Here is a 24,475-nt window from a genome sequence, read left to right as displayed (position 1 = left end):
AGGTTGGCTCCCAGCGCCACACCGCAAGGGTTGGCGTGTTTGACGATCACACAGGCTGGCCCCGAAGGTTTGCGTGGTATGACGCAGGGTTGGATCATCTTGCTGTGAAAGCACAAATGAGAGCAGCAGATTTATCTTATTGTTCTGCGCCGCAAGGTAATCCAGCAGTGGCCGGTTCATTGTCTTATTGTCCTGCTGCAGCATTTTTTCTGCACTGCCTTCCAGTTCGCTACATTCACTGGCAACACGAAACAGAGGTGGAATTTCCCGCAGAAATTCGGCGTCATCGGGCAGCACAGCATGTTCCCCCAAAGGTTCAACATTAATGGTAAGCCCTGCATGGACTGAAAAGTACTCGTCCTGATTCATGTCACACTCGTGATTTGTTAACTATTCTTCGATTATCACTTAGCATCGCCTAACGGGCAAGTTAGAGGTCTCAACAGGTTGATTTTTAGCCACTCTTTTTGCATGAGATTGACCAAGTTGCATGGTAATCACAGCCAGCAGCAGGTATGCTTTTGACCACTGTTAACAGGATGGTTCCAGACTGAATGATGTTTCATCCATTGCCTATTTTTATTGGGCTGCGCTATCTGAAAGGCCGTTCGGGTGACCGTTTCAGCCGCTTTGTCTCTGCAATGTCCACCGCAGGCATCACCATAGGTGTGCTTGCGCTGGTGATTGTCATTTCTGTGATGAACGGTTTTGAGCAGCAGCTCAAAGACCGCATTCTGGGTGTGTTGCCGCAGGCGCTGATCACTCAGCAGGATGGCCCTTTTACTCAGCCTGACGCGCCGCCTGCTGCGTTGTCTGCCTTGCCTCAGGTCAACCGGGTGGTGCCGTTAACCCGCGCTGAGGCCGTGTTGCAAAGTGCTGGTGCGCTGGCGGCCGGAGCTATGCTGGGCGTAGAGCCGGAGGGCTATGAGCCGCTGGCTGCTCACATGGTGCAGGGGCAGCTTGCTGATCTGACACCGGGCAGTTACCGGGTAATTCTCGGTAATGGCATGGCGCAGCAACTGGGGGTTAAAGTCGGGGATAAAGTCCGCCTGATGGTGACCAGTGTCAGCGTCTATACCCCTCTGGGGCGTATTCCCAGTCAGCGCAATTTTATTGTGTCTGGCATCTATTTCACAGGGTCTGATGTCGATAAATCGCTGGTGTTAACCAACATCGCCGATGCAGGCCGTCTGTTACGTTACAAACCCGAAGCGTTCACCGGCTGGCGCTTGTTCCTCGATGATCCCTTTAGCGTCACAGAGCTCGCTCTGTCTGATCTGCCCGATGGCTTTCGTTGGTCGGACTGGCGGGATCAGCGCGGTGAGCTGTTTCAGGCGGTGAAAATGGAAAAGAACATGATGGGGCTGATGCTGGGACTGGTGGTTGGCGTCGCGGCTTTTAACATCATTTCGGCCCTGATCATGGTGGTGATGGAAAAGCAGGCTGAAGTCGCTATTTTGAAAACACAGGGAATGACCAGTCAGCAGGTATTGCTGACCTTTATTGTGCAGGGAGCCAGCAGTGGTGTGATAGGTGCTGTGACCGGCGGCATACTGGGCACCCTGCTGGCGTTGAATATTAATGGTATTTTGTCGCTGCTGGGCGTTGATCTGGCGAGCTTAGGCGGTTCGTTACCTGTCGATGTGAAGCCATTCCAGGTTGCCATCGTGATTATCGGGGCGATCTGTCTGAGTTTACTGGCGACCCTTTTCCCTTCTTATCGGGCGGCAGCTGTCCGTCCTGCTGAGGCCTTGCGTTATGAGTGATTCGTTATTGGTATGCCAGCATCTGAGCAAGGTGTACCGTGAAGCCCAATTGGAAACCCAGGTACTGAATGATATCAGCCTGCAAATCGAAGCCGGGGAACTGGTGGCGATTGTAGGGTCATCGGGATCGGGCAAAAGCACCTTGCTGCATTTACTGGGGGCGCTGGATGCGCCGACGGCAGGAGATGTGTACTTTAAAGGCCAGAAACTCAATGGCATGAGCGCCAATAAACAGGCCAGAGTACGCAACCAGGACATAGGTTTTGTCTATCAGTTTCACCATTTGCTGTCTGATTTCTCTGCGGAAGAAAATGTCGCTATGCCCTTGATGATTGGCGGTGTCTCAGCTGCGGCAGCCAAAGATCAGGCCAGACAGATTCTGGACCAGGTGGGCTTGAGCCACCGAACCAGCCACAGGCCATCAGAGCTCAGTGGCGGAGAGCGCCAGCGGGTCGCCATTGCCCGGGCACTGGTGAATAAGCCGGCCCTGGTACTGGCGGATGAGCCGACCGGGAATCTGGATCATAAAACCGCGTTGGAAATTTACGATCTGATGCGCAAACTGAATCAGGAATCGGGCACCGCTTTTCTGGTGGTCACGCATGATAATGAACTGGCCGGCAAACTTGATCGTTGTCTGCATATGCAGGATGGCCAGTTGGCGGCCTTTGAGGTGGCCTGATGCGACCACTGTCTCTTTTTATCGGCAGCCGCTTTAGCCGGGCCCGGCAGCGAAACCGACTGGTTTCTTTTATCTCAATCTCCTCCATTCTCGGTATCGCAGTGGGCGTGGCGGTTATTGTGATTGGCCTCTCGGCAATGAATGGTTTTGAACGTGAGTTACAAAACCGGGTACTGGCGGTGATCCCTCATGGTGAACTGGAAGCAGTGAAACCGCCATTCACCGACTGGCAACCTGTTCTGGAAACCGTTGAAAAGCACCCCAGAGTCAAAGCGGCGGCGCCTTATGTGCAATTTACGGCCTTGCTTGAAAAGGGCACACAGCTCAAAGCGGTTGAAGTCAGAGGGGTCGATCCTGTTCAGGAAACCCGGGTCAGCGCCTTGCCTGGCTATGTCAAAGACGGTGCGTGGCAAGATTTTCAGGCAGGTCAGAAACACATTATTCTTGGTCAGGGCGTTGCGGATCTGCTCGGGATAAAGGTGGGTGACTGGATCTCTGCGATGTTGCCAAACCGTGATAGCGGAAATCAGCTCAAAGCCCCGAAGCGCATTCGTCTGCAGGTTGCCGGCGTGCTGGCGTTGGGCGGTCAGATTGACCATAACTTTGCTTTGGTACCTCTGCAAGATGCCCAGGATTACCTTGCCATGGGGGAAGGCGTTTCAGGTATTTCGATCAGTGTGGACCAGGTGCTGGATGCCACCAACATAGTGAAAGAAGTCGGATATACCTTACCTGTGTATGTCTACTTAAAAAGCTGGACCCAGAAGTATGGCTATCTTTATCGCGATATCCAACTGGTGCGCACCATCATGTATCTGGTGATGGTACTGGTGATAGGGGTAGCCTGCTTTAATATTGTTTCAACGCTGATGATGGCGGTGAAAGACAGAGCGGCAGATATCGCTATTTTGCGAACTATGGGCGCAAGTGATCGTCTGGTTAAAATGATCTTTGTCTGGCATGGCTTATTGTCTGGCCTGATTGGCAGCCTGCTCGGGGCAGGCCTTGGATCATTGGTCGCATTGAACCTGACTTCGATTGCGCATTTTGTGGAAAAACTGATTGGCCATCCGTTTTTATCAGGGGACATCTACTTCGTGAATTTCCTGCCAACAGAGCTGAGATGGCATGACGTGGTGATCGTGATGGTGACAGCCATTGTGCTGAGCCTGCTGGCAACCTGGTATCCGGCTCGCAGGGCGAGTGCACTCCAGCCCGCACAGGTATTAAGTGCAAAATAAATGTCGGTAAATTGGCGCTTATATTGGCGGAGCACTGTGAATCAGGCCGAAAAAGTATTGATGTCCATGATGCAAAGTCGGTAATCGATAATACCTGGCTTCCAAACAGACAGTGTTTTTCTGCATCCCATTAATATACGTTATAAAAAAACCTCGCATTGGCGAGGTTTTTTATGGTTAATCCCTGGTGCTTATTCCGAGCCTGTTGATTAGCGGAAGCGGCGGCGGTTCCAGCTGCGGACAACAGAATAACGCCAGAATCCACGAATGCCGAAGTAACCAATCAATGCGCAAATCGTCCCGCAGACAAAACAACCCAGCAGAAACGGCGGGCCAATCTGGCTCATCTGCTGTTCAAGGAAGGCCCAGGACAGTTCGAAATGGAAAGGCTGGTAGGGCACGTTCATCAGCCATGCCCCGAGCTTGTATGCCGCGTAGAACATGACTGGCATAGTAATTGGATTGGTAATCCACACCAGAGAAACGGAAAGCGGCAGATTGACGCCAAACAGAATGGCTAACCCTGCAGCCATGATCATCTGGCTGGGTAAGGGGACGTATGCCATAAACAGTCCCACCGCGAATGCGCCAGAGGCGGACCGGCGGTTCAGACACCACAGGTTAGGGTTATGCAGCACAGTACCAAAAACTTTCAAAGCCTTGTGGTTTTTAATCATCTCTGGGCTGGGCAAGAAACGTTTTATCAGTTGTCTTGGCATCGTCGGTCGTTATTTTTAATGGCTGTTAGCGTCAGGTTGTCATGATGTTTCAGATGACAGCCGGTTTATCCATTGGCGTTTTGTCACTTCACTACTGGCAATCCTTACCAGACTACAAATGGTTTATTACAGCCATGATTATAGGTGGAGCGATATTTTTCTGTTTGCGTATCAACTTGTTTCTTGCGATCGCAATAGGTGGGCTCTGGGCTTGGGTAACTGCTGTTGACTATAGCCAGGCAGTCAATAGCCTTCCTCATGAGCGCGGGAATATTACCATAGTTGGCGAAGTTCGCAGCCTAATTAATCATAATATTCTTGATAAGCGATTCATTTTTGTTGCTGAGAGTGTGAAGGAACGCGATCTTCTGCGAAAAGATGCGATCCGTTTATTGCTTGACTGGCCGGCGGTGACGGATCTGAAACAAGGGCAACGGTATCAGCTGGATATCCGGGTTCGTCGCCCCAGCGGACGGGCAAATGCCGCAGGATTTGATGCCGAACGTTACGCGGTGGGGAACGGGATCCATGGTACTGGGACAGTCATTGCCGGTACGTTGTTGTCGCAAAATGACACTATGAGTTTGCGCCAGCGCTGGTTTGATCGCGCGGTGCGGCAAACAGAGGGTTTCACCTACCGGGCCTATCTGTTAGCGCTCGGTTTTGGCGAAAGAGACGGTTTAGATCAGGATGACTGGTCGATACTTCGCGACAGCGGACTGGCACATCTCATGGCGATATCCGGTCTGCATATCGGGCTGGTTGTGGTGATTGGATGGGGCGTCGGAAGCCGGGTGCGGGGTACCTTGCCTGAGTCCAGGCATTGGCTCTGGCTGCCCTTCTGGCTGGCGTTATTGCTGGCGTATGGCTATGCCTGGCTGGCCGGATTCAGTATTCCCACTCAGCGCGCCTTACTGACATCGGTCTTATGTCTGCTGATGATTCGTTGCGGTGTGGTGTGGAGCGGACTGCAATTATGGTCTGTGATACTGGCCAGTTGCCTGATATTTAACCCGCTGGCGTCCTACTCGGCCGGAATGTGGTTGTCATTTGGCGCTGTGCTGGTTCTGTATCTGGCCAATACTGGCGGTATCCGGCGACGAAAGCAGGCTGAGCAGGCCCGAGTGCCATGGCGCGAAACAGTCCGTGTTTATGTGCTGCTGCAACTGGCACTGCTGGGGTTAATGCTGCCGTTGCAGTGGGTCTGGTTTGGCGGGATCTCACTGGCGGCGCCGCTGATCAATCTACTCGCGGTGCCCTGGGTCAGTCTGGTGACTGTACCTTGTGTCCTGCTGGCCGTGGTCACTATCACAGTGCCCGGCCTCTCAGGTGTGTTCTGGCAGTTAGCCGACTGGTCTCTGCATCCGGTTATCGCCCTGGCAAGTCTGGCGGAAGGGGCCTGGTGGCCATTGTCTGAAAGCCTGTTTATCGTCCTGCTGGCCATGGTGACGGGTATTGTGCTGTGCTGGCTTCTGCCCTGGCGACGTTTTCTGTGTCTGCAGTTGAGTCTGGTCCTGACGCTGTGGGGAGTCAGTGACTGGAGCAAGTCGCAAACGCTTGTTCCTGACAGCTGGCAGGTCGATATGCTGGATGTCGGGCATGGGCTGGCGATACTGATTCAACGGCAGGGCAGAGCCGTGCTTTACGATACCGGAAATAGCTGGCCGGAAGGAAGCATGGCCCTCTCGGTTATTGAGCCGGTATTGAGACGGCAGGGCATTCGCCATCTGGACGGTTTCATTCTCAGTCATGCCGATGCCGATCATGCCGGCGGGACATCAGATGTCATCGCACGTCTGAATCCGGCCTGGCTGCGCAGCAGTGACCAGCGCGAGGGCTTCGCGCCTTGTGTTCGTGGCCGCTTATGGCGCTGGCAGGGATTGACTTTCAAGGTGCTCTGGCCGCCGAAAAGGGTAACGAAAGCCGCCAATCCGCATTCCTGCGTGATACAGGTGAGTGATCAGTGGCTACACCCGGAATCTGACACATCGCTGTTGTTAACCGGTGATATTGATGCCATTTCGGAATTGCTGCTCGCCAGGCTGGAGCCGGATCTGAAAGCGGATATATTGCTGGTGCCCCACCACGGCAGTAACTCATCGTCCACTCAGACCTGGTTAGATTCGTTGCAGGCGACATACGCCTTAGTCTCTGCAGGAAAATACAGCCCCTGGGCCTTACCGGCTGAACAGGTAAAACACCGTTACCTGTTGCAGGGTCTGCACTGGCTGGATACAGCACAAGACGGCCAGGTCAGCATGCGTATTGAACAGGGCGAAGTGGCGGTCACACGCTATCGTAAAGACAGCCGGCAACACTGGTATCAACCACTTTTCAGGCCTTGATTGAGCCTCTCAAATTGGGCTCGAACGGATAAAAAAGCATCGCTTTTCAGGATTTAAGAAGCACGAGAGCCTTGTAACTTACTTGGTGCATGACTCGTTAACGAGTAGAATAACCGCCACTAACAGATAACAATCGGTTTTACATGATACAAGCTAACGATCAATCCACCTGGGATACGTTCAAACGACTCTGGCCTTCAATCAGCTTATACAAAGCGGGTTTGATTGCTGCCGTTATCGCGCTGATCATTAATGCAGCCAGTGATGCATTGATGTTATCAATGATCAAACCTTTGATGGATGAAAGCTTTGGCGGTCTGAACAGTGTGGACTCCAATTTTCTGGCCAAGATGCCTTTTTATCTTCTGGGGTTGATGCTGGTTCGTGGCTTGAGCGGCTTTGTTTCCACTTACTGCCTGTCCTGGGTCTCCGGCAATGTTGTGATGAATATGCGCCGGCAGGTGTTTAACCACTTCATGACGATGCCGGTCAGTTTTTTTGACAAAGAATCATCCGGCGCGCTCTTATCCCGAATTACCTATGACACCGAGCAGGTTGCCTCCGCAACCAGTGGTGCGCTGGTCAGCCTTGTCCGCGAAGGCGCAACGATCATTGCGCTGATGGGGATGATGTTCTGGAACAGCTGGCAGCTGTCTGCCATTTTGCTGGTGATTGCCCCAGTGGTGGCTGTCAGCATTCGCGTGGTCTCAAAGCGTTTTCGCCGCATTTCTAAAAATATGCAGGACACCATGGGTTCTGTGACCTCATCGGCCGAGCAGATGCTGAAAGGGCACAAAGTGGTATTGAGCTACGGCGGCCAGCAGGTCGAGAAAAACCGTTTTGAGCACGTCAGCAATCGCATGCGTCAGCAGACGATGAAACTGGTGTCGGCTCAGGCCATTGCCAACCCTGTTATTCAGCTGATTGCGTCTATGGCGCTGGTGGCTGTGCTGATCCTGGCCAATACCGAAAGTCTGCGCAGTGAACTGACGCCCGGTACTTTTGCCCTGATCTTTGGTGCCATGTTCGGCATGATGCGCCCGCTGAAAGCACTGACCAATGTCACCTCTCAGTTTCAGCGTGGTATGGCGGCGTGCCAGACGCTGTTCGGCATCCTGGAGCTGGAAACTGAAAAAGATCACGGTACTTACGAAACCCAGCGCGTGAAAGGGGATGTGGCCTTTAAAGATGTCACCTTTACCTATCCGACCAAAGATACTCCCGCCCTGCGCAATGTCAGTTTTGACTTGCCGGCGGGTAAAACGCTGGCCCTGGTTGGCCGCTCGGGCTCGGGTAAAAGTACGATTGCCAATCTGCTCACCCGTTTCTATGACATAGATTCGGGCCTGATTACTATAGATGAGCGTGACATCCATGATTATAAACTGGCCAACCTGCGCGATCAGGTGGCGATTGTGTCGCAAAACGTGCACCTGTTTAACGACACCATAGCCAACAATATCGCCTATGCCAGTGGTGATAAATACAGCCGTAAAGATATAGAGAAAGCCGCTGAACTGGCCTATGCCATGGACTTTATTCAGGCGATGGATCAGGGTCTGGATACGGTGATCGGCGAAAACGGCGTCAGCTTATCCGGTGGTCAGCGTCAGCGTATCGCGATTGCCCGTGCCCTGTTGCGCGATGCGCCTGTGCTGATCCTCGATGAAGCCACATCGGCGCTGGACACAGAATCTGAGCGCGCCATTCAGGCAGCATTGGATGAGTTGCAGAAAGACAAAACCGTGCTGGTGATTGCACACCGCCTGTCGACTATTGAAAATGCCGATGAAATTCTGGTGGTGGACGAAGGCGAGATCATCGAACGCGGTGTCCATGCCGCGCTGCTGGAAAAAGACGGCGCCTATGCGCAGTTGCACCGAATCCAGTTTGGCGAATAAGCAGAGCGGGTCTCATGGCAAATCTGATTGAAAAAATCTGGTTTGAGCGCCACCCGGCAGGGTGGGCGCTGGCACCTGTCTTATGGCCATTAAGCAAGCTGTTTGGCTGGATTAGCCGTTGTCGTCGTTATGCATTCCAATCCGGTAAAAAAGTGGCATACCGTGCCCGCGTTCCTGTGGTGGTAGTCGGCAATATTACCGCAGGCGGAAACGGTAAAACGCCGGTCGTTATCTGGCTGGTGGAACAACTTCAGGCGCAAGGTTTGACAGTCGGCGTGGTGTCCCGGGGTTATGGCGGCAAATCGGACCATTACCCGCTGCGCCTCAATGAGCGCACAACAACGGCAGAAGCGGGTGACGAGCCGGTATTGATTGCCCGTCGTACCTGTGCCCCTGTTGTGGTCTCCCCGAACAGGGCAGAAGCGGTACAGATGCTGGAAAAGGACGTCGATGTCATTATCACCGATGACGGTCTTCAGCATTACGCGCTCGCCAGAGACATTGAGATTGTCGTTATTGATGGTAATCGCCGCTTCGGCAATGCACAGTTGATCCCTATGGGGCCGCTGCGCGAGCGCTGCGACCGACTGAACGAGGTCGACTTTCTGATTTGCAATGGCGGCGATGCCCGGCGTAACGAAATTGCCATGCGCCTTGAGCCCGGTGAGCTGGTGAATTTGCTGACGGGTGAACGCCGGGCACCAGACAGCCTGCAAAATGTCGTGGCCATGGCCGGAATCGGTCATCCGCCACGGTTTTTTGCCACCTTGAATACGCTGGGCGTGACCCCGGTTCATTGTCAGGCTTTTCCGGATCATCAGGCTTTTGAGGCCAGTGAACTGGAAGCGCTGGCGGAGCAGGGTGAACACCTGGTGATGACTGAAAAAGATGCGGTGAAGTGTCAGGCATTTGCCCGGCAAAATTGGTGGTATCTGCCTGTTGATGCCAAACTCTCAGAGCCTCAGTCAATCGAATTGCTGAACAAAATTATAGAAGTGAAGGAAGAATATGGATCACCGTCTGCTTGAGATCGTTGCTTGTCCGGTATGCAAAGGCAAACTGCACTTTGATAAAGACAATAATGAACTGATTTGTAAATTTGATCGTCTGGCTTATCCGATTAATGACGGCATTCCAGTTCTGCTGGAGCCGGAAGCGCGCACTTTGAGTGCCGATGAGGTGATGTAATGGCATTCACTGTCATTATTCCGGCCCGTTATCAATCCTCCCGTTTGCCGGGTAAACCGCTGGCAGATATCGCCGGGAAACCTATGATCCAGTGGGTGTACGAGCAAGCCAGTAAAGCCGGTGCCAGGCAGGTCATTGTCGCGACGGATGATCAGCGCATCGCGGATGCGGTGACAAGCTTTGGCGGCGAGGTGTGCCTCACGCGCGCGGATCATGAATCCGGCACTGAACGTCTGGCGGAAGTGGTCGAGAAATACCAACTGGCTGCTGACGAGATAGTGGTGAATGTTCAGGGCGATGAGCCGATGATCCCGCCAAGTATCATTCGTCAGGTGGCGGACAATCTGGCCCGCAGTGACGCGCCTATGGCTACCCTGGCGGTTGAGATTGACCATGCCGATGAAGTGTTTAACCCGAATGCCGTCAAAGTGGTGATGGATAAAAACGGTTACGCGCTGTATTTCAGCCGTGCTTCCATTCCCTGGGATCGCGATAACTTTGCCAAACGCCCGCAGGAGATCCATCAGAGCCTGCTGCGCCATATCGGGATCTATGCCTACCGGGCTGGTTTCATCAATACCTACATCAACTGGGAACCCAGTGCACTTGAGAAAATTGAGTCGTTAGAGCAACTGCGGGTGTTGTGGCACGGCGAAAAAATTCACGTCGATGTCGCCATTGATCCGCCTCCGGCTGGCGTAGACACCCCGGAAGATCTGGCAAAAGTCCGTTTGCTGATTAAGTAAGATTGATCTGGCGAAATAAAACAGCCGGCCACCAGGCCGGCTGTTTTTATTGTCACCTGAGCCACCGTCTTTAGTAGTGGTATGGTTTCAGGCAAAGTTGTATATCAGAAGAAACCCAGCGGATTGACATCATAGCTCACCAGCAGGTTTTTGGTGTTCTGATAGTGATCCAGCATCATTTTGTGGGTTTCGCGGCCAATCCCGGATTTTTTGTAGCCCCCGAAAGCAGCGTGAGCCGGATAGGCGTGGTAGCAGTTCACCCAGATCCGGCCAGCTTCAATGCTTCGCCCCATCCGGTAGGCGCGGTTGGCATCCCGGGTCCAGACTCCGGCACCCAGACCGTATTCGGTGTCATTAGCGATCGCCAGCGCTTCGGCTTCATCTTTGAAGGTGGTAATGGCTATCACAGGGCCAAAGATCTCTTCCTGGAACACACGCATCTTGTTGTGGCCTTTCAGCAGGGTAGGGGAAATGTAATAACCGGATGCAAGCTCTCCGTTTTGTCTGGCGATATCCCCACCGAACAGGACTTCCGCCCCTTCCTGACGCCCGATTTCAAGATAGCTCAGAATCTTATCGAATTGCTCCTGAGATACCTGCGCGCCCACTTGGGTCTCTGTATCGAGCGGGTTGCCTTGCTGAATGGTACTGGCTCGCTCTATGACCTTAGCGATGAATTTATCATAGACAGACTCCTGTACCAGCACGCGGGACGGGCAGGTGCAGACTTCTCCCTGGTTGAAGAATGCCAGCAGTAACCCTTCCACACATTTATCCAGATAGGCATCTTCGTGATCGAAAATGTCTTCAAAGTACACATTGGGTGACTTGCCGCCCAGCTCGACGGTGGAAGGGATCAGGCTATCGGCGGCACATTTCAGAATGTGATGACCGACTTCCGTCGAGCCGGTGAAAGCCAGTTTGGCAATGCGCTTGCTGGTGGCCAGCGCCTGACCGGCTTCATTGCCATAGCCGTTGACAACGTTAACCACGCCAGCCGGGATCAGGTCACCTATGGTTTCCATCAACACCAGAATTGAGGTGGGTGTCTGTTCAGCGGGTTTCAGAACCACGCAGCAGCCTGCAGCCATGGCCGGCGCCAGTTTCCAGGCGGCCATCAGCATAGGGAAATTCCAGGGAATGATCTGGCCGACAACGCCTACAGGCTCCGGGAAATGGTAGCTGGCAGTATGGGCGTCCAGTTCTGCCGCTGAGCCTTCCTGCGCCCGGATACACCCGGCGAAATAGCGAAAGTGATCTACCACCAGAGGCAGATCGGCGGCGAGGGTTTCGCGCACCGGCTTGCCATTCTCCCAGCATTCGGCCACGGCCAGCATTTCCAGATTGGCTTCAATCCGATCGGCAATTTTCAGCAGAATATTGGATCGTTCTGTCACGCTGGTGCTGGCCCATTGGGCGCGAACTTCATGCGCGGCATCCAGAGCCAGCTCAATATCAGCCTCACCGGAACGGGCTACCTGGCAGTATTCCTTGCCGTTAACCGGCGAGACATTCGCCAGGTATTGTCCGGAAACCGGCTTAACCCACTTGCCGCCAATGTAATTGTCGTAGTGAGACTTGAAATTGATGATAGCGTCAGCGGAACCTGGTTGAGCGTAGATCATAGCAATATCCCTTTCCTGTTGATGTGATGAGCTAACGAGTCAGCGTGCGTTTTTTTATCCATATTTTCATGGTGATAGCCTGACTCAGGCTGTTTGCCTTCATGACAGATATGGCAAATTACAGGCCAACAGGGCAGACTTGTTGTTAAATAAATGTAACGCTATGATTAATAAAATTTTTCAATATTGATGCAGTCATCGGCATCATTGTGTCTGACCGCTGCCAGTGTTCCGTTATTTATCAGTAACCTGTGGAACACTGTACCAAAATGGAACACTTGAACATGCCGACTCAAGCAAGTACTTCACAGGTAGACTGGCTGACTGACTCCTGGCGTCGTTGCCAGTTAGCGGGTTTGAATGAGAGCCAAACACCGGAAAATATCCGGCTGAACAATGAACAGCTGGACGAGCGGCGTGCGCAGGCTGGTAAGCTGATTCAGCTTGTCGAACAGTTTGCCGTGCCGCTGTTTAATCAGGTCTTTGCCGGAACCAACAGCCGGCTGTTGCTGGGTGACACTGAAGGCGTGATCATCAAAGCCTGGGGACAGGTCCGTTTTGAAAAACGCCTTACTGCCATTTCACTGGAGTCCGGAGTCTGCTGGCAGGAAGGGGTAAAAGGAACCAATGCGATAGGTAATGCACTGACCGAGAAGCAATTCATCACAGTGGTTGGCGACCAGCATTTTATCCGTCAGCACCGCTTTATCAGTTGCTCGGCCGGGCCAGTGTTCAGTGCTGCCGGCGAACTGCTTGGTGTGCTGGATATTACCAGTGAACAGCAGGTGCATTCCGAGCAAACCCGGCTCCTGGTACAGAATATGGTGCAACTGGTTGAAAATGCCCTGCTGTGTCAGTTGCCTAATGCCATGATGCGTATCGATTTAGCTTGTGATAAAGCCTTGTTGCAAACAGGCTGGCAGGGGATATTGGTGACAGATGAAGAAGGGCGGATACTGGCTCACAATACGGTGGCAGAACGGTTGTTGGGACAGACACAGGTATTGGGGCGTCAGCTGGATGAGATTATGGCCGATACCCGGAAAGGCACGGCCGATGCTCAGTCTCTGATCTTTGAAAAGCACCGAATAATGCCAGCCTCTGTCTCGGGTTATCGCCATGCCAATACTTTGTCGCCATCTTGCCCGCTGCACTTTGGTGATGACAGAATCGAGCGCGCCTGGCAGCAAGCCTGCAAGCTGATCGAGAAAGACATCAGCTTATTGGTACTGGGTGAAACCGGAGTAGGCAAAGGCGAATTTGTGAAACAGCTGCATCGTTACAGTTCAAGGCGGCATGCGCCACTGGTCGCCGTTAACTGTGGTGCGTTACCGCCCGCTTTAATTGAGTCTGAATTATTCGGGTATGTGCCGGGTGCCTTTACCGGCGCAAGCCGCCAGGGACAGCAAGGACGCATAAGACAAGCGGATAAAGGGATATTGTTTCTGGATGAAATCGCAGACATGCCTTTAACGGCACAAACCCGTTTGCTGCATGTTTTGCAGGAAAAAGAAGTGATCCCGGTCGGTGCAAATCAGCCGGTAAGCGTGGATATCCGCATCATAGCAGCGACCCATAAAAACCTGGCAGAAGCAGTGGCACAAGGCCATTTTCGCGAGGATTTGTACTATCGGCTCAACGGCCTGATTCTGACCTTACCGGCTTTAAGGGAGCGGCAGGACAAAGCGGCACTGACGGAAGCCATTTTGCGGCAATACTGTGAATCGACTATGTCTGTCTGCCCGATACTGGCAGCGCGGATGGCGAGTTACCATTGGCCCGGCAATATTCGCGAGCTGGATAATACGCTCAAAGTCGCGGCGGTGCTGGCAGAAGGCGAAGCTGAGTTAACACAAGCGCATTTGCCTCAGCATCTGGTGGCACAATTACCTGACGCCATGGTGAATGAATCCTCAGGTTCGGCCAGTAAACTTGAGGCCACGATTTCAGAGACCCTGCTTGATACCTATCGTGCGAACGACGGCAATATTTCCCGTACCGCGAAAGTGCTGGGGATCAGCCGCAATACTTTGTACCGGCGCTTACGAAAAATGGGTATGGCGTCGTAAAGGCTTGTCAGCCCTGAATGCAAACAGCCCGGTCATTGACCGGGCTGTGGATTGATAACGGTATTCAGATTCGTCAGGCGTTGGCCCGCTCGCCACTGATTTCTTCATCGCTGTCGAAAATGCTGTTGTCAGCTTGTCCCAGAACCCGGGATGTCACTGTACCGGCGGTCATCGAACCGCTGACATTCACCGCAGTACGGCCCATATCAATCAATGGCTCGATGGAAATCAGCAGGCCAGCCAGTGCCACCGGCATATCCAGCGCAGACAGAACGATAATCGCAGCAAATGTTGCCCCGCCACCCACGCCGGCAATACCGAATGAACTGATAGTGACGATCGCAATCAGGGTCATCATGAAGCCCGGATCCAGCGGGTCAATGCCAAGGGTCGGGGCAATCATCACCGCCAGCATGGCCGGATAGAGACCGGCACAACCGTTCTGGCCCATGGTGGCACCGAAAGAGGCAGAGAAGTTAGAAACGGCTTCACCATTACCCAGTTTTTTCACCTGAGTCTCAATGTTCAGCGGCAGGGTGCCTGCGCTGGAACGTGAGGTGAAGGCGAACGTCAGCACCGGCAGGATTTTTTTCAGGAAGCGAACAGGGTTGACACCGACACCGGCGACCAGAATTAGGTGCATGACCAGAATCAGGCCTAAGCCTACATAGGAAGCGACCACGAAGTTGAGCAGGTTTAGAATGTCGCTGTAGTTCGAGCCGGCAACGACTTTGGTCATCAGTGCCAGTACGCCATATGGTGTCAGAGCCAGCACCATACGCACCAGAGTGCGGACCACTTCCTGAGCTACATTCACAAAGGTTTCCAGGCTCTTGCCCAGTTCTGGCTGAGTGCGGATAACGGTCAGGCTGGCGACACCGATGAAGGCCGAGAAGATCACCACCGCAATGGTTGAGGTTGGACGGCTGCCTGCCAAATCGGCAAACGGATTACCCGGGAAGAAAGAAATAATCATGTCAGCCAGAGACAGGGTCTCTACCGAGGCCAGACGGGTCTGCAGTGCTTCACCACGGGCAATTTCACGCGCGCCCTGGACAATGCCTTCAGCGCTCAGACCAAACATGTTGCTGACCAGAATACCTATCAGTGCAGACACGGCTGTGGTTGCCAGCAAGATGCCGATGCTCAGGCCTGAAATTTTGCCCAGTGAACCGGCATTCTTCACTTTGACGATAGCGGCGATAATCGACACCATGATCAAAGGCATCACAATCATTTTTAACAGGCTGACATAGCCTGAACCGACAATACCGACATACTTGAGCGTGGTTGCAATGGCTTCATGCCCGGCGCCGTAAAAAAACTGCAGCGCCGCACCAAAAAGGACACCCAGTCCCAGACCGGTAAACACACGCTTGGACAGGGTTTGAGCACTGTTTTGTTGTTTCACCAGAAAGGCAATCAGCAGTGCAAATACCGCCAGGTTCACGATTAGAAACATACTTCTCTCTATTCATAAGGTATCCAGCCTGCATAACATGTTGCGCAGAACTGTCAAAAAATGTTTTCAGCATCATAGGGATTAAGCGGAGTTTAAGGAATGTTTCCTAATTACTTTAACTATTCAAAAATCGAACATGTTAAAACCAAATGGAATATTGGTTAAGCTGTAACCTATTGAAGGATAATTATTGTGCAGTGACAGCCAGCAATGAGCTGGCTGTTGTATTGAAGGGTTTCAGGCGGCGGTGTTGTTAGCGACAGGTTGCACCACATTGACAGGCGCGGCGCTGTCGGCCATGTCACGCAATTTCTGCCACCATTTGCCCAGCGTTTCGTGCCAGAATCGCTCTGTTTGTTCCAGATACTGGGCTTTAGGTGCGTATTTCAGCCAAGGCTGGTGGATTTCATCACTGGCGAGATAATTTGTCGGGGCAGGGATCGGGCTCAAGCCCGCCTGGCTGAATTCGGCAATGGCGCGCGGCATATGGCTGGCTGAGGTCACAAGAACCAGGTTGCGTTTACCGACCACAGAAGCGGCCTGAAAGGCTTCTTCCCAGGTATCTTTTGCGGTTTCCAGCAGAAGTATATCCAGTTTATTCACCCCTAATGCGATGGCCACTTTTGCCATCATTCTGGCCTGACTGATTTCAGTGCCTCCGTCATAGCCTGACAGGATGATTTTGGAACCGGGTGACAGATTATGGATACGTATGGCTTCAGCAAGGCGCATCAGTGAGGCGCGTGACAGCTCAGAGGTGATAGGCAGATCTTTGTCGACCACATGGCTGTTGCCTAACACCATAATGTAGTCAACCGGCTGCCCGGACGGAATATAGCCTTTATACTGGCGTTCTAAAGGGGTCAGCAGGCTGCTGGAGACAGGCTGAAAGGCAACCAGGAAAATACCCAATAAGGAGACGGCCAGCATGTATCCGGCTAACTTATGCCGGCGGGTAAACCAGAGTATCATCAGCCCTGTGATGCCCACGATCAGCAGCAAAGGTAGGGGCATCAAAAAAGCTGACAAGATTTTTTTCAGTTCAAACATATCAGGTCGTCCGAAATTTCAGCAATTGAGCTTGAATACGCGCTCCAAGTCTTTATTACTCTAAAGCTTGTGACACAATAAGCATCTGACTAGGCCACTATCATAACGAAAACTGACGTGATCAGAGATCGAAATTTTGATGATTTAGCCCAAAAGTTCTCAGAAAACATCTACGGTACAGCAAAAGGGCTGATCCGTCAGACTGTCGTATGGCAAGATTTGGAGCAGATTTTACATACCCTTGACGCGAGATCAGCACCGCAGGGCACAGTATTGCATGTGCTGGATGCTGGCGGCGGAATGGGACAGTTGTCGCAATTAATTGCGAAACGTGGTCATAAAATCACTTTATGTGATCTTTCTGGAGAAATGCTGAAACTGGCAGGTGCGGAAATTGCCAAAAATGGCCTGCTTGAGCAATATCGACTCATACATTGTCCGGTGCAGCAGGTTGATCAATACCTGGATGAGCCGGTCGATTTGATTTTGTTCCATGCGGTAATGGAATGGCTGAGCGATCCGCGTGCAGCACTCGAACACCTGATGAAGCAGCTGAAACCGGGCGGGATAGTGTCCGTCATGTTTTATAACCATAATGGCTTGCTGTTTAAGAACCTGATTTGCGGTAATCTAACCCACGTAGAACAAGGGATGCCACACCGCAAACGATTCAAGCTTCAGCCCCAGTCGGCACAGACACCGGAAGAGGTGTATGCATGGCTCACGGAAGGCGGTTTTACCATTTTGGGTAAAACCGGAGTAAGGACTTTCCATGATTACATGCGTACCGACAGGGTGGGCGAGTACAGTCTTGAACAATTACTGGCGATGGAGCAGCGTCTTTGTCGTCAGGAACCGTATTTATCTTTAGGGCGGTATATCCATGTATACGCTCAGAAACCGTTGCAGTAAGAAACATAAAGCCGGTTGCAAGTAATAAATCTAACAAATAAGGACAACGGATGAGTGACCAATCCCAGACTGTTCCTGAGCTGGTGACCTGGGTGAAACAACATGAATTCGCCCTTAACCTGCCAACGGAAAGACTGGCATTTTTATTGGCGATTGCCGTGTTAAGCGGCGAGCGTCTGGATGAGGAACTGGGGGAAGGTGAACTGGTCGATGCGTTCAAAATCGTGAGCGATATGTTTGACCAGTCGAAAGACACCCTGGTTTTCCGCGCCAATAACGCAATCAACGAACTGGTGCGCCAGCGTCTGATTTCCCGTTTTACCAGTGAAATGACAGAAGGGGCCAGTATTTACCGGCTCAGTCCGTTGGCACTGGGTATTGCCGATTACTACGCCCGTCATCGCGAATTCTCATCGATGAAGCTGTCGATTCAGTTGGCTATGGTGGCCGATGAGCTGACCAAAGCGGCGGTCGCTGCCCATGAAGGCGGCAATGAACAGCACTGGAAGATCAACGTCTATGCGGTACTGAAATATTCAGTGGCCGAGATTTTTGATCGTATCGATCTGAACCAGCGCACCATGGACGAGCAGCAGCAGCAGGTGAAAGAAGACATTGCTGAACTGCTGAATCAGGACTGGCGTGCAGCCATCACCAACTGTGAAAGCCTGCTGAATGAAACCTCCAGTACGCTGCGTGAGCTTCAGGATACTCTGCAAGCTGCCGGTGATCAGCTGCAAACCCAGCTGCTTGCCATTCAGGATGCGGTAAGCACAACCTCGGATCTTGAGCTGGAATATGTCGAAGGCATGGTGTACTCGCTGCAGGCAAAACTGGACCGGATCATCAACTGGGGCCAGCAGGCAATAGACTTGTGGATCGGCTACGACCGTCATGTGCATAAGTTTATCCGTACCGCCATTGATATGGACAAAAACCGTGCCTTCAGCCAGCGCTTGCGCCAGTCGGTCGCCGAGTTTTTCGATGCGCCATGGCAGCTCACTTACGCCGATGCTGACCGCCTGCTCGACATGCGTGATGAAGAACTGGTCCTGCGCGACGATGAAGTGACTGGCATAGTGCCGGAAACGCTTGAATTTGAAGAACTGAGCCAGGTCAATGATCAGCTCAGTGAAAGAATTGCTGAAATGCTGGATATCCATAAATCTCAGGGCGCTGCCATTAATCTGGGCGCCTTGATCCGGGAATACCTGAGCCAGCATTCCCATGCACAACATTTTGATTTAGCTCGTATTATTGTCGATCAGGCCGTGAGGCTCGGTTATTCCGAGTCGGATTTCAGTGCGATTCAGCCTGATTGGGAACTGATCAACGACTACGGAGCCAAGGTACAAGCCAATGTCATTGACAAATATTGAAGAATTTATGCCAGAGAATCTGGCCAAAGCCATTGCCAACCCCTTGTTCCCGGCATTGGATAATGCACTGCGTTCGGGCCGCCATGTTTCCGGCGAAGATTTGGATAATCATGCTTTTTTGCTGGAATTTGAGCAGGACCTGATGCTGTTTTATAAGCGCTATAACGCTGAACTGGTCAGAGCCCCGGAAGGCTTCTTCTATCTGCGTCCCCGCTCCACCTCGCTGATTGGCCGCTCTGTGCTGTCTGAGCTGGATATGCTGGTAGGCAAAGTGCTGTGCTTCCTGTATCTGAGCCCTGAACGTCTGGCCCATGAGGGGATATTTACCAATCAGGAACTGTTTGATGAGCTTTTGTCGTTAGCCGATGAAAAGAAACTCATGAAGCTGGTGACCAACCGGGCGTCAGGCTCTGATCTGGATCGCGAAAAGTTGTTCGATAAAGTGAAAACCTCCCTGCGCCGTATGCGCCGTCTGGGTATGGTGATCATGCTGGGCGACAGCGGTAAATTCCGCATCAGTGAAGCGGTATTCCGCTTTGGTGCAGATGTGCGTAACAGTGATGATATTCGAGAAGCTCAGCTTCGCCTGATCCGTGACGGCGAAGCCATAGTGCATCAGCAATTGCCGACTCAATCCAGTTTGATTGAGGCAGAGCAACCGAACGACACTGCAAGTGATGAAGAAACCGAGCAAGAGGAACACGCCTGATGGAGCGCGGTAAGTACCAATCTCTGACCATGGTTAACTGGAACGGCTTCTTTGCCCGGACATTTGATATTGACCAACTGGTCACCACACTTTCCGGCGGTAATGGTGCGGGTAAATCCACCACCATGGCTGCGTTTATCACGTCTTTGATCCCGGATCAGAGCCTGCTGCACTTTCGTAATACCACTGAAGCGGGAAGTTCTAATGCCTCCCGTGATAAGGGATTACACGGCAAGCTCAAGCCTGGCGCCTGTTATTCTGCGCTCGATATCGTCAACTCCAAGAACCAGCGCATTATTTTTGCGGTGAAACTGCAGCAGGTTGCCGGCCGGGACAAGAAAGTCGACATCAAGCCTTTCCTGATCCAAGGCTTACCGTCAGCGGTGAAACCGACCGATATTCTGGTGGAAACCCTGTCTGAGAACCAGGCACGAGTGCGACAGATCAATGAAGTGAAAGATGCCGTGTCTCAGTACGAAGGTGTGCAGTTTAAAACCTTCTCTTCTGTCACGGATTACCACACGCAGATGTTTGAATTCGGTGTCTTGCCGAAGAAGCTGCGCAACAGTACCGACAGGTCTAAGTTCTACCGCTTAATCGAAGCATCGCTGTACGGCGGTATTTCCAGTGCTATTACACGCTCGCTGCGTGATTATCTGTTGCCGCATAACTCGGGCGTGAAGAAAGCCTTCCAGGATATGGAAGCCGCGCTGCGTGAAAACCGCATGACGCTTGAAGCGATCAAAGTGACCCAGAGCGATCGTGATCTGTTTAAACACTTGATCACTGAAGCGACCAATTATGTGGCTGCCGATTATATGCGTCATGCCAACGAGCGCCGTATCAAGCTGGAACAGACACTTGGCCTGCGCAGCGAATTGCTGGGCTCACGCCAGACGCTGATTGATCAACAGCAGGTGTTCGGCAATATGTCGCAAGAGCTTGACGAGCTGAAAGACAACGAGAGTGCGCTGGAGCAGGATCATCAGGCGGCGTCGGATCACTTGCAACTGGTTCAGACAGCCGTTCGTCAGCAGGAAAAAATAGAGCGTTACCGTGATGATCTTCTCGAGCTGACTGAGCGTCTTGAAGAGCAGGTCATGATTGTTGAAGAAGCGGCCGAGCAACTGGCACTGGCGGAAGAACAGGCCATGCTCAGTGAAGACGAGGTCGACAGCCTGAAATCTCAGCTGGCTGATTATCAGCAGGCACTGGACGCACAGCAAACCCGCGCCTTACAGTACCAGCAAGCCGTGCAGGCGCTGGAAAAGGCCCGTCAGATTTCGGCCGATGACACGGTGAACCAGGAAAATGCCGCTGAACTGCTGTCCGGTCTGAAACAGCAGCAAGACAGTAAAACCACGGCATTGCTGGCACTCAAACACAAGCTGGATATGTCTGCAGCCGCGGCGCAGCAATTTGAGCGCGGTCTGCAGCTGGTGGTGACCATTGCCGGTGCTGTTGATCGTGCCTCGGCAGGTGAAAAAGCCCGTGAATTACTGGCGACAGGCCGCGAGTTGCGAATGATTGCTCAGCGCAGTGAACAGTTGAGTGCGCAGTATCGCGATCTGGAGCGCAGCATGCGTCACCAGCGTCAGGCCCAGGAACTGGCAGACACTTACGCTAAACGTTTTGCCGTTGAGATTGATGGCGAACTGGTGCTGGCTGAAGAGCAGGCCCGTCATGAAGCGACCTTAGAGAGCCTGGAGCAGAATCAGTCTGATCTGGTGGAAAAACGCAGTGAACTGCGCCGCCAGGAACAGCAGCTGGCGAAAGACATCAGCCTGCAGGAAGGCAAAGCACCGACCTGGATTGCTGCCAGTGATGCGCTGGAAAAACTGGCAGAACAATCTGGCCAGGATCTGTACGACAGCCAGGCGGTGATGACGGCCATGCACCAGACGCTGGAGTCTGAGCGTGACGCCATTCATGCCAGAGACAAGCTGGCGGTGCGCAAGCAAAATGTAGAAAATGAAATCGAACGTCTGGCCTTGCCGGGCGGCAGCGATGATTCCCGTTTGCGTGTGATTGCCGATGTGCTGGGCGGCACCTTACTGTCTGAGATTTACGACGACATCACGATTGATGATGCGCCGTATTTCAGTGCCATGTACGGTCCTGCACGCCATGCCATCGTAGTGCAGGATATTGCGTCTGTCCGCGAGAAACTCTCCGGGCTGGATGATTGCCCGGACGATCTGTATATCATCGAAGGTGAAGCGGACTCGTTTGATGACAGCAGTTTTGTTGTCGACGAACTGGAAGGCGCAGTGTGCGTTCAGCTGAACAAGCAGCAGCTGCGTTATTCCCGTTTCCCGAAAGTACCACTGTTTGGCCGGGCCGCCCGCGAGCAGCGTCTGGCTATTTTACGCGAAGAGCGTGATCAGATTGTTGAGGATCACGCCAAGGCCTCTTTTGATGCGCAGAAACTTCAGCGTTTGTACCAGAGCTTCAATGCCTTTGTCGCCAGCCATCTGGCAATTGCGTTTGATGCCGATCCGGAAGAAGCAATTCGCATTGCGCGTGAAAAACGCAATCAGATTCAGCGTCAGTTAAATGATACCGAAGCCACCGAGCAGCAGCAGCGCAGCCAGCTCACCGCTGCACGTGAAGGGTTATCGCTGTTATCTAAACTGCAGCCGGTCGTGGCCTTGTTAGAAGATGAGACGATCGCCGCCCGCCTTGAAGAGGTGGAGCAGCAGCTTGCCCAGATTGACGAAGCACGCCATTACCTTGAGCGTCACGGCAAGGCACTGGAAGAGCTGGAAACTCTGGTGTCGGCACTGGATACCGACCCTGAGCGGTTTGATGCTATGCAGGCCGAGTATCAGGATGCGGACCAGGCCCTTCAGACACTGAAAAGCCAGATTTTTGCCCTGGCTGATTTGGTTGAACGTCGCCACCACTTTGGTTATGCCGATGCGGTTGAGCTGCTGAGCAAGAGCTCTGAGCTCAACGAGCAACTGAAAACCAAACTGGAAACGGCGGAACGCGAACGTGCCCGTCACCGTGAGAGCCTGAAACAGGCACAGACTCAGAGCAACCAGTACAACCAGTTGCTGGCGTCGCTGAAAAGTTCACATCAGGCCAAGCAGGAAACCGTACAGGAATTCGAACGCGAGCTGCAGGAACTGGGTGTTCGCGCCGATCTAGAAGCGGAAGAACGCGCCCGTCTGCGTCGTGATGAGCTGCATGAGCGTCTGCACAGTTCCCGTAACCGTCGCAGCGAGCTGGAAAAAGCCACCACGTCAATGGATATGGAAATGCGCACGCTGGTGAAGCGCCTGCGCAAGGTGGAAAAAGACTATATCGACTTACGCACCCTGGTGGTGAACACCAAAGCGGGCTGGTGTGCCGTGCTGCGTCTGGCACGAGAAAGTGATGTTGAACGTCGTCTGCATCGCCGCGAAATGGCTTACATGACGGCCGACGAACTGCGTTCATTGTCAGATAAAGCCCTGGGCGCACTGCGCCTGGCCGTGGCCGATAATGAAACGCTGCGGGATGCACTGCGTGCTTCTGAAGATGTCTCGCGTCCGGAACGAAAAGTGCTGTTCTACATAGCTGTGTATCAGCATCTGCGTGAGCGGATTCGTCACGATATTATTCGTACCGACGATCCGGTTGAGGCCATCGAAGAGATGGAAGTTGAGCTGGCGCGTCTGACAGAAGAGCTGACAGCACGTGAAAAGCGTCTGGCTATCAGCTCAGACAGTGTGGCGAATATCATCCGCAAGACCATCATGCGCGAGCAAAACCGCATCAAGATGCTGAACCAGGGTCTGCAGAACATCAGCTTTGGTCAGGTGAAAGGGGTGCGCCTGAATGTTAACGTGCGCGAAACCCATGAATCTTTGCTGACGGGTCTTGCCGATCAGCAGGATCAGCATCAGGATTTGTTCGGCAATAATCGTCTGACCTTCTCTGAAGCCATTGCCAAGCTGTTCCAGCGACTGAATCCGCATATTGATATGGGTCAGCGTTCACCGCAAACCCTGGGTGAGGAACTGCTAGACTACCGGAATTATCTGGAACTCAGCATTGAAGTGAACCGTGGCACAGATGGCTGGCTGCAGGCGGAATCGGGCGCATTGTCAACCGGTGAGGCCATTGGTACAGGTCAGGCTATCTTGCTGATGGTTGTGCAGAGCTGGGAAGAAGAAGCCCGCCGTCTGCGCGGTAAAGACATTATTCCATGCCGTCTGCTGTTCCTGGATGAGGCCGCGCGACTGGATGCCAAGTCTATCGCTACCCTGTTCGAGCTGTGTGATCGTCTGGACATGCAGCTGCTGATTGCTGCACCAGAGAACATCAGTCCGGAGAAGGGCACCACCTACAAGCTGGTGCGTAAGATCTTTAAAGATCGGGAACACGTGCATGTGGTGGGTTTGCGTGGTTTTGGCCAGGAACCGAAAGGTGAGCCGGAACCGGGCAGACAACTCGAGTTAGACCCGGCGTAAAATCGGCGAAAACAAAAACCAGCATGGAAACATGCTGGTTTTTTTGTCCTATCTTTATCCTGTTCTCTCCAGCCCTCTGACTTGAGGGCTTTTGTTTCAAGCGTTGTCTGAGCGATCCCTTCGCCTCTTTTTATCCTGCTTTTGCATCATCATGCGGTCAGTTTTGTCTTGTTCCTAAGACCTGTTTCTCAATCGTTAGTGTCACAGTCGATAGCGCTTTG

Annotated in this window: 17 protein-coding genes and 1 pseudogene; 13 read left to right on the top strand and 5 right to left on the bottom strand. The window is 52.7% G+C overall.

Annotation, left to right across the window (positions count from 1 at the left end; translation table 11 throughout):
- A pseudogene (locus P0Y67_RS15140) lies at positions 1–369 on the bottom strand (PilZ domain-containing protein); the annotation flags it as partial.
- 188 nt (positions 370–557) lie between these two features.
- Between P0Y67_RS15140 and lolC the strand changes: the two are divergent.
- The 3 genes from lolC to lolE are packed head-to-tail and all read left to right on the top strand — an operon-like array spanning position 558 to position 3,689.
- Positions 558–1,766 carry a lipoprotein-releasing ABC transporter permease subunit LolC gene (lolC, locus tag P0Y67_RS15135; RefSeq protein WP_342392541.1) on the top strand — a complete coding sequence of 403 codons (1,209 nt, stop codon included), beginning with the start codon at positions 558–560 and terminating at the stop codon, positions 1,764–1,766.
- The gene (lolD, locus tag P0Y67_RS15130; RefSeq protein WP_342392538.1) at positions 1,759–2,448 is read left to right on the top strand and encodes a lipoprotein-releasing ABC transporter ATP-binding protein LolD; all 690 of its coding nucleotides are present in this window, start codon (positions 1,759–1,761) and stop codon (positions 2,446–2,448) included. Before lolC ends, lolD begins: the two co-directional genes overlap by 8 nt.
- Positions 2,445–3,689, top strand: coding sequence for a lipoprotein-releasing ABC transporter permease subunit LolE (gene lolE / locus P0Y67_RS15125; protein WP_342392540.1), 1,245 nt, complete (start codon positions 2,445–2,447; stop codon positions 3,687–3,689). Before lolD ends, lolE begins: the two co-directional genes overlap by 4 nt.
- A gap of 209 nt (positions 3,690–3,898) precedes the next feature.
- Here lolE and P0Y67_RS15120 read toward each other — a convergent pair whose 3' ends face one another.
- Positions 3,899–4,408, bottom strand: coding sequence for a DUF2062 domain-containing protein (locus P0Y67_RS15120; protein WP_027253303.1), 510 nt, complete (start codon positions 4,406–4,408; stop codon positions 3,899–3,901).
- A gap of 44 nt (positions 4,409–4,452) precedes the next feature.
- On the opposite strand from P0Y67_RS15120, the gene P0Y67_RS15115 reads away from it, so the two are divergent.
- From P0Y67_RS15115 to kdsB, 5 genes are all read left to right on the top strand, one after another.
- Positions 4,453–6,753 carry a DNA internalization-related competence protein ComEC/Rec2 gene (locus P0Y67_RS15115; protein WP_342392537.1) on the top strand — a complete coding sequence of 767 codons (2,301 nt, stop codon included), beginning with the start codon at positions 4,453–4,455 and terminating at the stop codon, positions 6,751–6,753.
- A 143-nt stretch (positions 6,754–6,896) separates the two neighbouring features.
- Positions 6,897–8,654: a lipid A ABC transporter ATP-binding protein/permease MsbA gene (gene msbA / locus P0Y67_RS15110; protein WP_342392536.1), complete on the top strand. Its 1,758-nt coding sequence runs from the start codon at positions 6,897–6,899 to the stop codon at positions 8,652–8,654.
- 14 nt (positions 8,655–8,668) lie between these two features.
- The gene (gene lpxK, locus P0Y67_RS15105) at positions 8,669–9,682 is read left to right on the top strand and encodes a tetraacyldisaccharide 4'-kinase (protein WP_342392535.1); all 1,014 of its coding nucleotides are present in this window, start codon (positions 8,669–8,671) and stop codon (positions 9,680–9,682) included.
- Positions 9,663–9,842, top strand: coding sequence for a Trm112 family protein (locus P0Y67_RS15100; protein ID WP_027253299.1), 180 nt, complete (start codon positions 9,663–9,665; stop codon positions 9,840–9,842). Before lpxK ends, P0Y67_RS15100 begins: the two co-directional genes overlap by 20 nt.
- Positions 9,842–10,588, top strand: coding sequence for a 3-deoxy-manno-octulosonate cytidylyltransferase (kdsB, locus tag P0Y67_RS15095; protein WP_342392534.1), 747 nt, complete (start codon positions 9,842–9,844; stop codon positions 10,586–10,588). Before P0Y67_RS15100 ends, kdsB begins: the two co-directional genes overlap by 1 nt.
- A gap of 104 nt (positions 10,589–10,692) precedes the next feature.
- Here the strand turns inward: kdsB and exaC are convergent, their stop codons facing one another.
- Positions 10,693–12,213, bottom strand: a complete 1,521-nt coding sequence (gene exaC, locus P0Y67_RS15090; RefSeq protein WP_342392533.1) for an acetaldehyde dehydrogenase ExaC — start codon at positions 12,211–12,213, stop codon at positions 10,693–10,695.
- A 284-nt stretch (positions 12,214–12,497) separates the two neighbouring features.
- Between exaC and P0Y67_RS15085 the strand changes: the two genes are divergently transcribed.
- The gene (locus P0Y67_RS15085) at positions 12,498–14,282 is read left to right on the top strand and encodes a sigma-54-dependent Fis family transcriptional regulator (protein WP_342392532.1); all 1,785 of its coding nucleotides are present in this window, start codon (positions 12,498–12,500) and stop codon (positions 14,280–14,282) included.
- Positions 14,283–14,355: 73 nt separating this feature from the next.
- Here P0Y67_RS15085 and P0Y67_RS15080 read toward each other — a convergent pair whose 3' ends face one another.
- Together P0Y67_RS15080 and elyC are read right to left on the bottom strand one after the other, a co-directional pair.
- Entirely contained in the window at positions 14,356–15,744 is a 1,389-nt protein-coding gene (locus tag P0Y67_RS15080; protein WP_342392531.1) for an L-cystine transporter, read from the bottom strand.
- Between the two features lie 237 nt (positions 15,745–15,981).
- Entirely contained in the window at positions 15,982–16,794 is an 813-nt protein-coding gene (gene elyC, locus P0Y67_RS15075) for an envelope biogenesis factor ElyC (protein WP_342392530.1), read from the bottom strand.
- Positions 16,795–16,911: 117 nt separating this feature from the next.
- On the opposite strand from elyC, the gene cmoM reads away from it, so the two are divergent.
- Genes cmoM through mukB form a run of 4 tightly spaced genes read left to right on the top strand, consistent with a single transcriptional unit; the run spans position 16,912 to position 24,254 of the window.
- A complete protein-coding gene (gene cmoM, locus P0Y67_RS15070) occupies positions 16,912–17,706 on the top strand; it encodes a tRNA uridine 5-oxyacetic acid(34) methyltransferase CmoM (RefSeq protein WP_342392529.1) in 795 nt (264 codons plus the stop codon).
- A 50-nt stretch (positions 17,707–17,756) separates the two neighbouring features.
- Positions 17,757–19,085, top strand: coding sequence for a chromosome partition protein MukF (gene mukF / locus P0Y67_RS15065; protein ID WP_342392528.1), 1,329 nt, complete (start codon positions 17,757–17,759; stop codon positions 19,083–19,085).
- The gene (gene mukE, locus P0Y67_RS15060) at positions 19,066–19,794 is read left to right on the top strand and encodes a chromosome partition protein MukE (RefSeq protein WP_342392527.1); all 729 of its coding nucleotides are present in this window, start codon (positions 19,066–19,068) and stop codon (positions 19,792–19,794) included. The genes mukF and mukE overlap by 20 nt, the downstream gene beginning before the upstream one ends.
- Positions 19,791–24,254 carry a chromosome partition protein MukB gene (gene mukB / locus P0Y67_RS15055; protein WP_342392539.1) on the top strand — a complete coding sequence of 1,488 codons (4,464 nt, stop codon included), beginning with the start codon at positions 19,791–19,793 and terminating at the stop codon, positions 24,252–24,254. The genes mukE and mukB overlap by 4 nt, the downstream gene beginning before the upstream one ends.
- The last annotated feature ends 221 nt before the right edge of the window (positions 24,255–24,475 follow it).

The organism is Photobacterium sp. SP02 (genome assembly GCF_038519165.1).
In the GTDB taxonomy this organism is placed as follows: Bacteria; Pseudomonadota; Gammaproteobacteria; order Enterobacterales; family Vibrionaceae; genus Photobacterium; species Photobacterium halotolerans.
Note: the sequence above shows the minus strand (reverse complement) of the source record. Positions and strands in the feature narration are given on the sequence as shown.

Coding starts and splice junctions, on each gene's coding strand:
- P0Y67_RS15115 (WP_342392537.1), top strand. CDS start 4,453: ATGTTTCAGATGACAGCCGGTTTATCCATTGGCGTTTTGTCACTTCAC.
- kdsB (WP_342392534.1), top strand. CDS start 9,842: ATGGCATTCACTGTCATTATTCCGGCCCGTTATCAATCCTCCCGTTTG.
- elyC (WP_342392530.1), bottom strand. CDS start 16,794: ATGTTTGAACTGAAAAAAATCTTGTCAGCTTTTTTGATGCCCCTACCT.
- lolD (WP_342392538.1), top strand. CDS start 1,759: ATGAGTGATTCGTTATTGGTATGCCAGCATCTGAGCAAGGTGTACCGT.
- P0Y67_RS15120 (WP_027253303.1), bottom strand. CDS start 4,408: ATGCCAAGACAACTGATAAAACGTTTCTTGCCCAGCCCAGAGATGATT.
- lolC (WP_342392541.1), top strand. CDS start 558: ATGTTTCATCCATTGCCTATTTTTATTGGGCTGCGCTATCTGAAAGGC.
- mukF (WP_342392528.1), top strand. CDS start 17,757: ATGAGTGACCAATCCCAGACTGTTCCTGAGCTGGTGACCTGGGTGAAA.
- P0Y67_RS15100 (WP_027253299.1), top strand. CDS start 9,663: ATGGATCACCGTCTGCTTGAGATCGTTGCTTGTCCGGTATGCAAAGGC.
- P0Y67_RS15085 (WP_342392532.1), top strand. CDS start 12,498: ATGCCGACTCAAGCAAGTACTTCACAGGTAGACTGGCTGACTGACTCC.
- msbA (WP_342392536.1), top strand. CDS start 6,897: ATGATACAAGCTAACGATCAATCCACCTGGGATACGTTCAAACGACTC.
- P0Y67_RS15080 (WP_342392531.1), bottom strand. CDS start 15,744: ATGTTTCTAATCGTGAACCTGGCGGTATTTGCACTGCTGATTGCCTTT.
- exaC (WP_342392533.1), bottom strand. CDS start 12,213: ATGATCTACGCTCAACCAGGTTCCGCTGACGCTATCATCAATTTCAAG.
- lpxK (WP_342392535.1), top strand. CDS start 8,669: ATGGCAAATCTGATTGAAAAAATCTGGTTTGAGCGCCACCCGGCAGGG.
- mukE (WP_342392527.1), top strand. CDS start 19,066: ATGTCATTGACAAATATTGAAGAATTTATGCCAGAGAATCTGGCCAAA.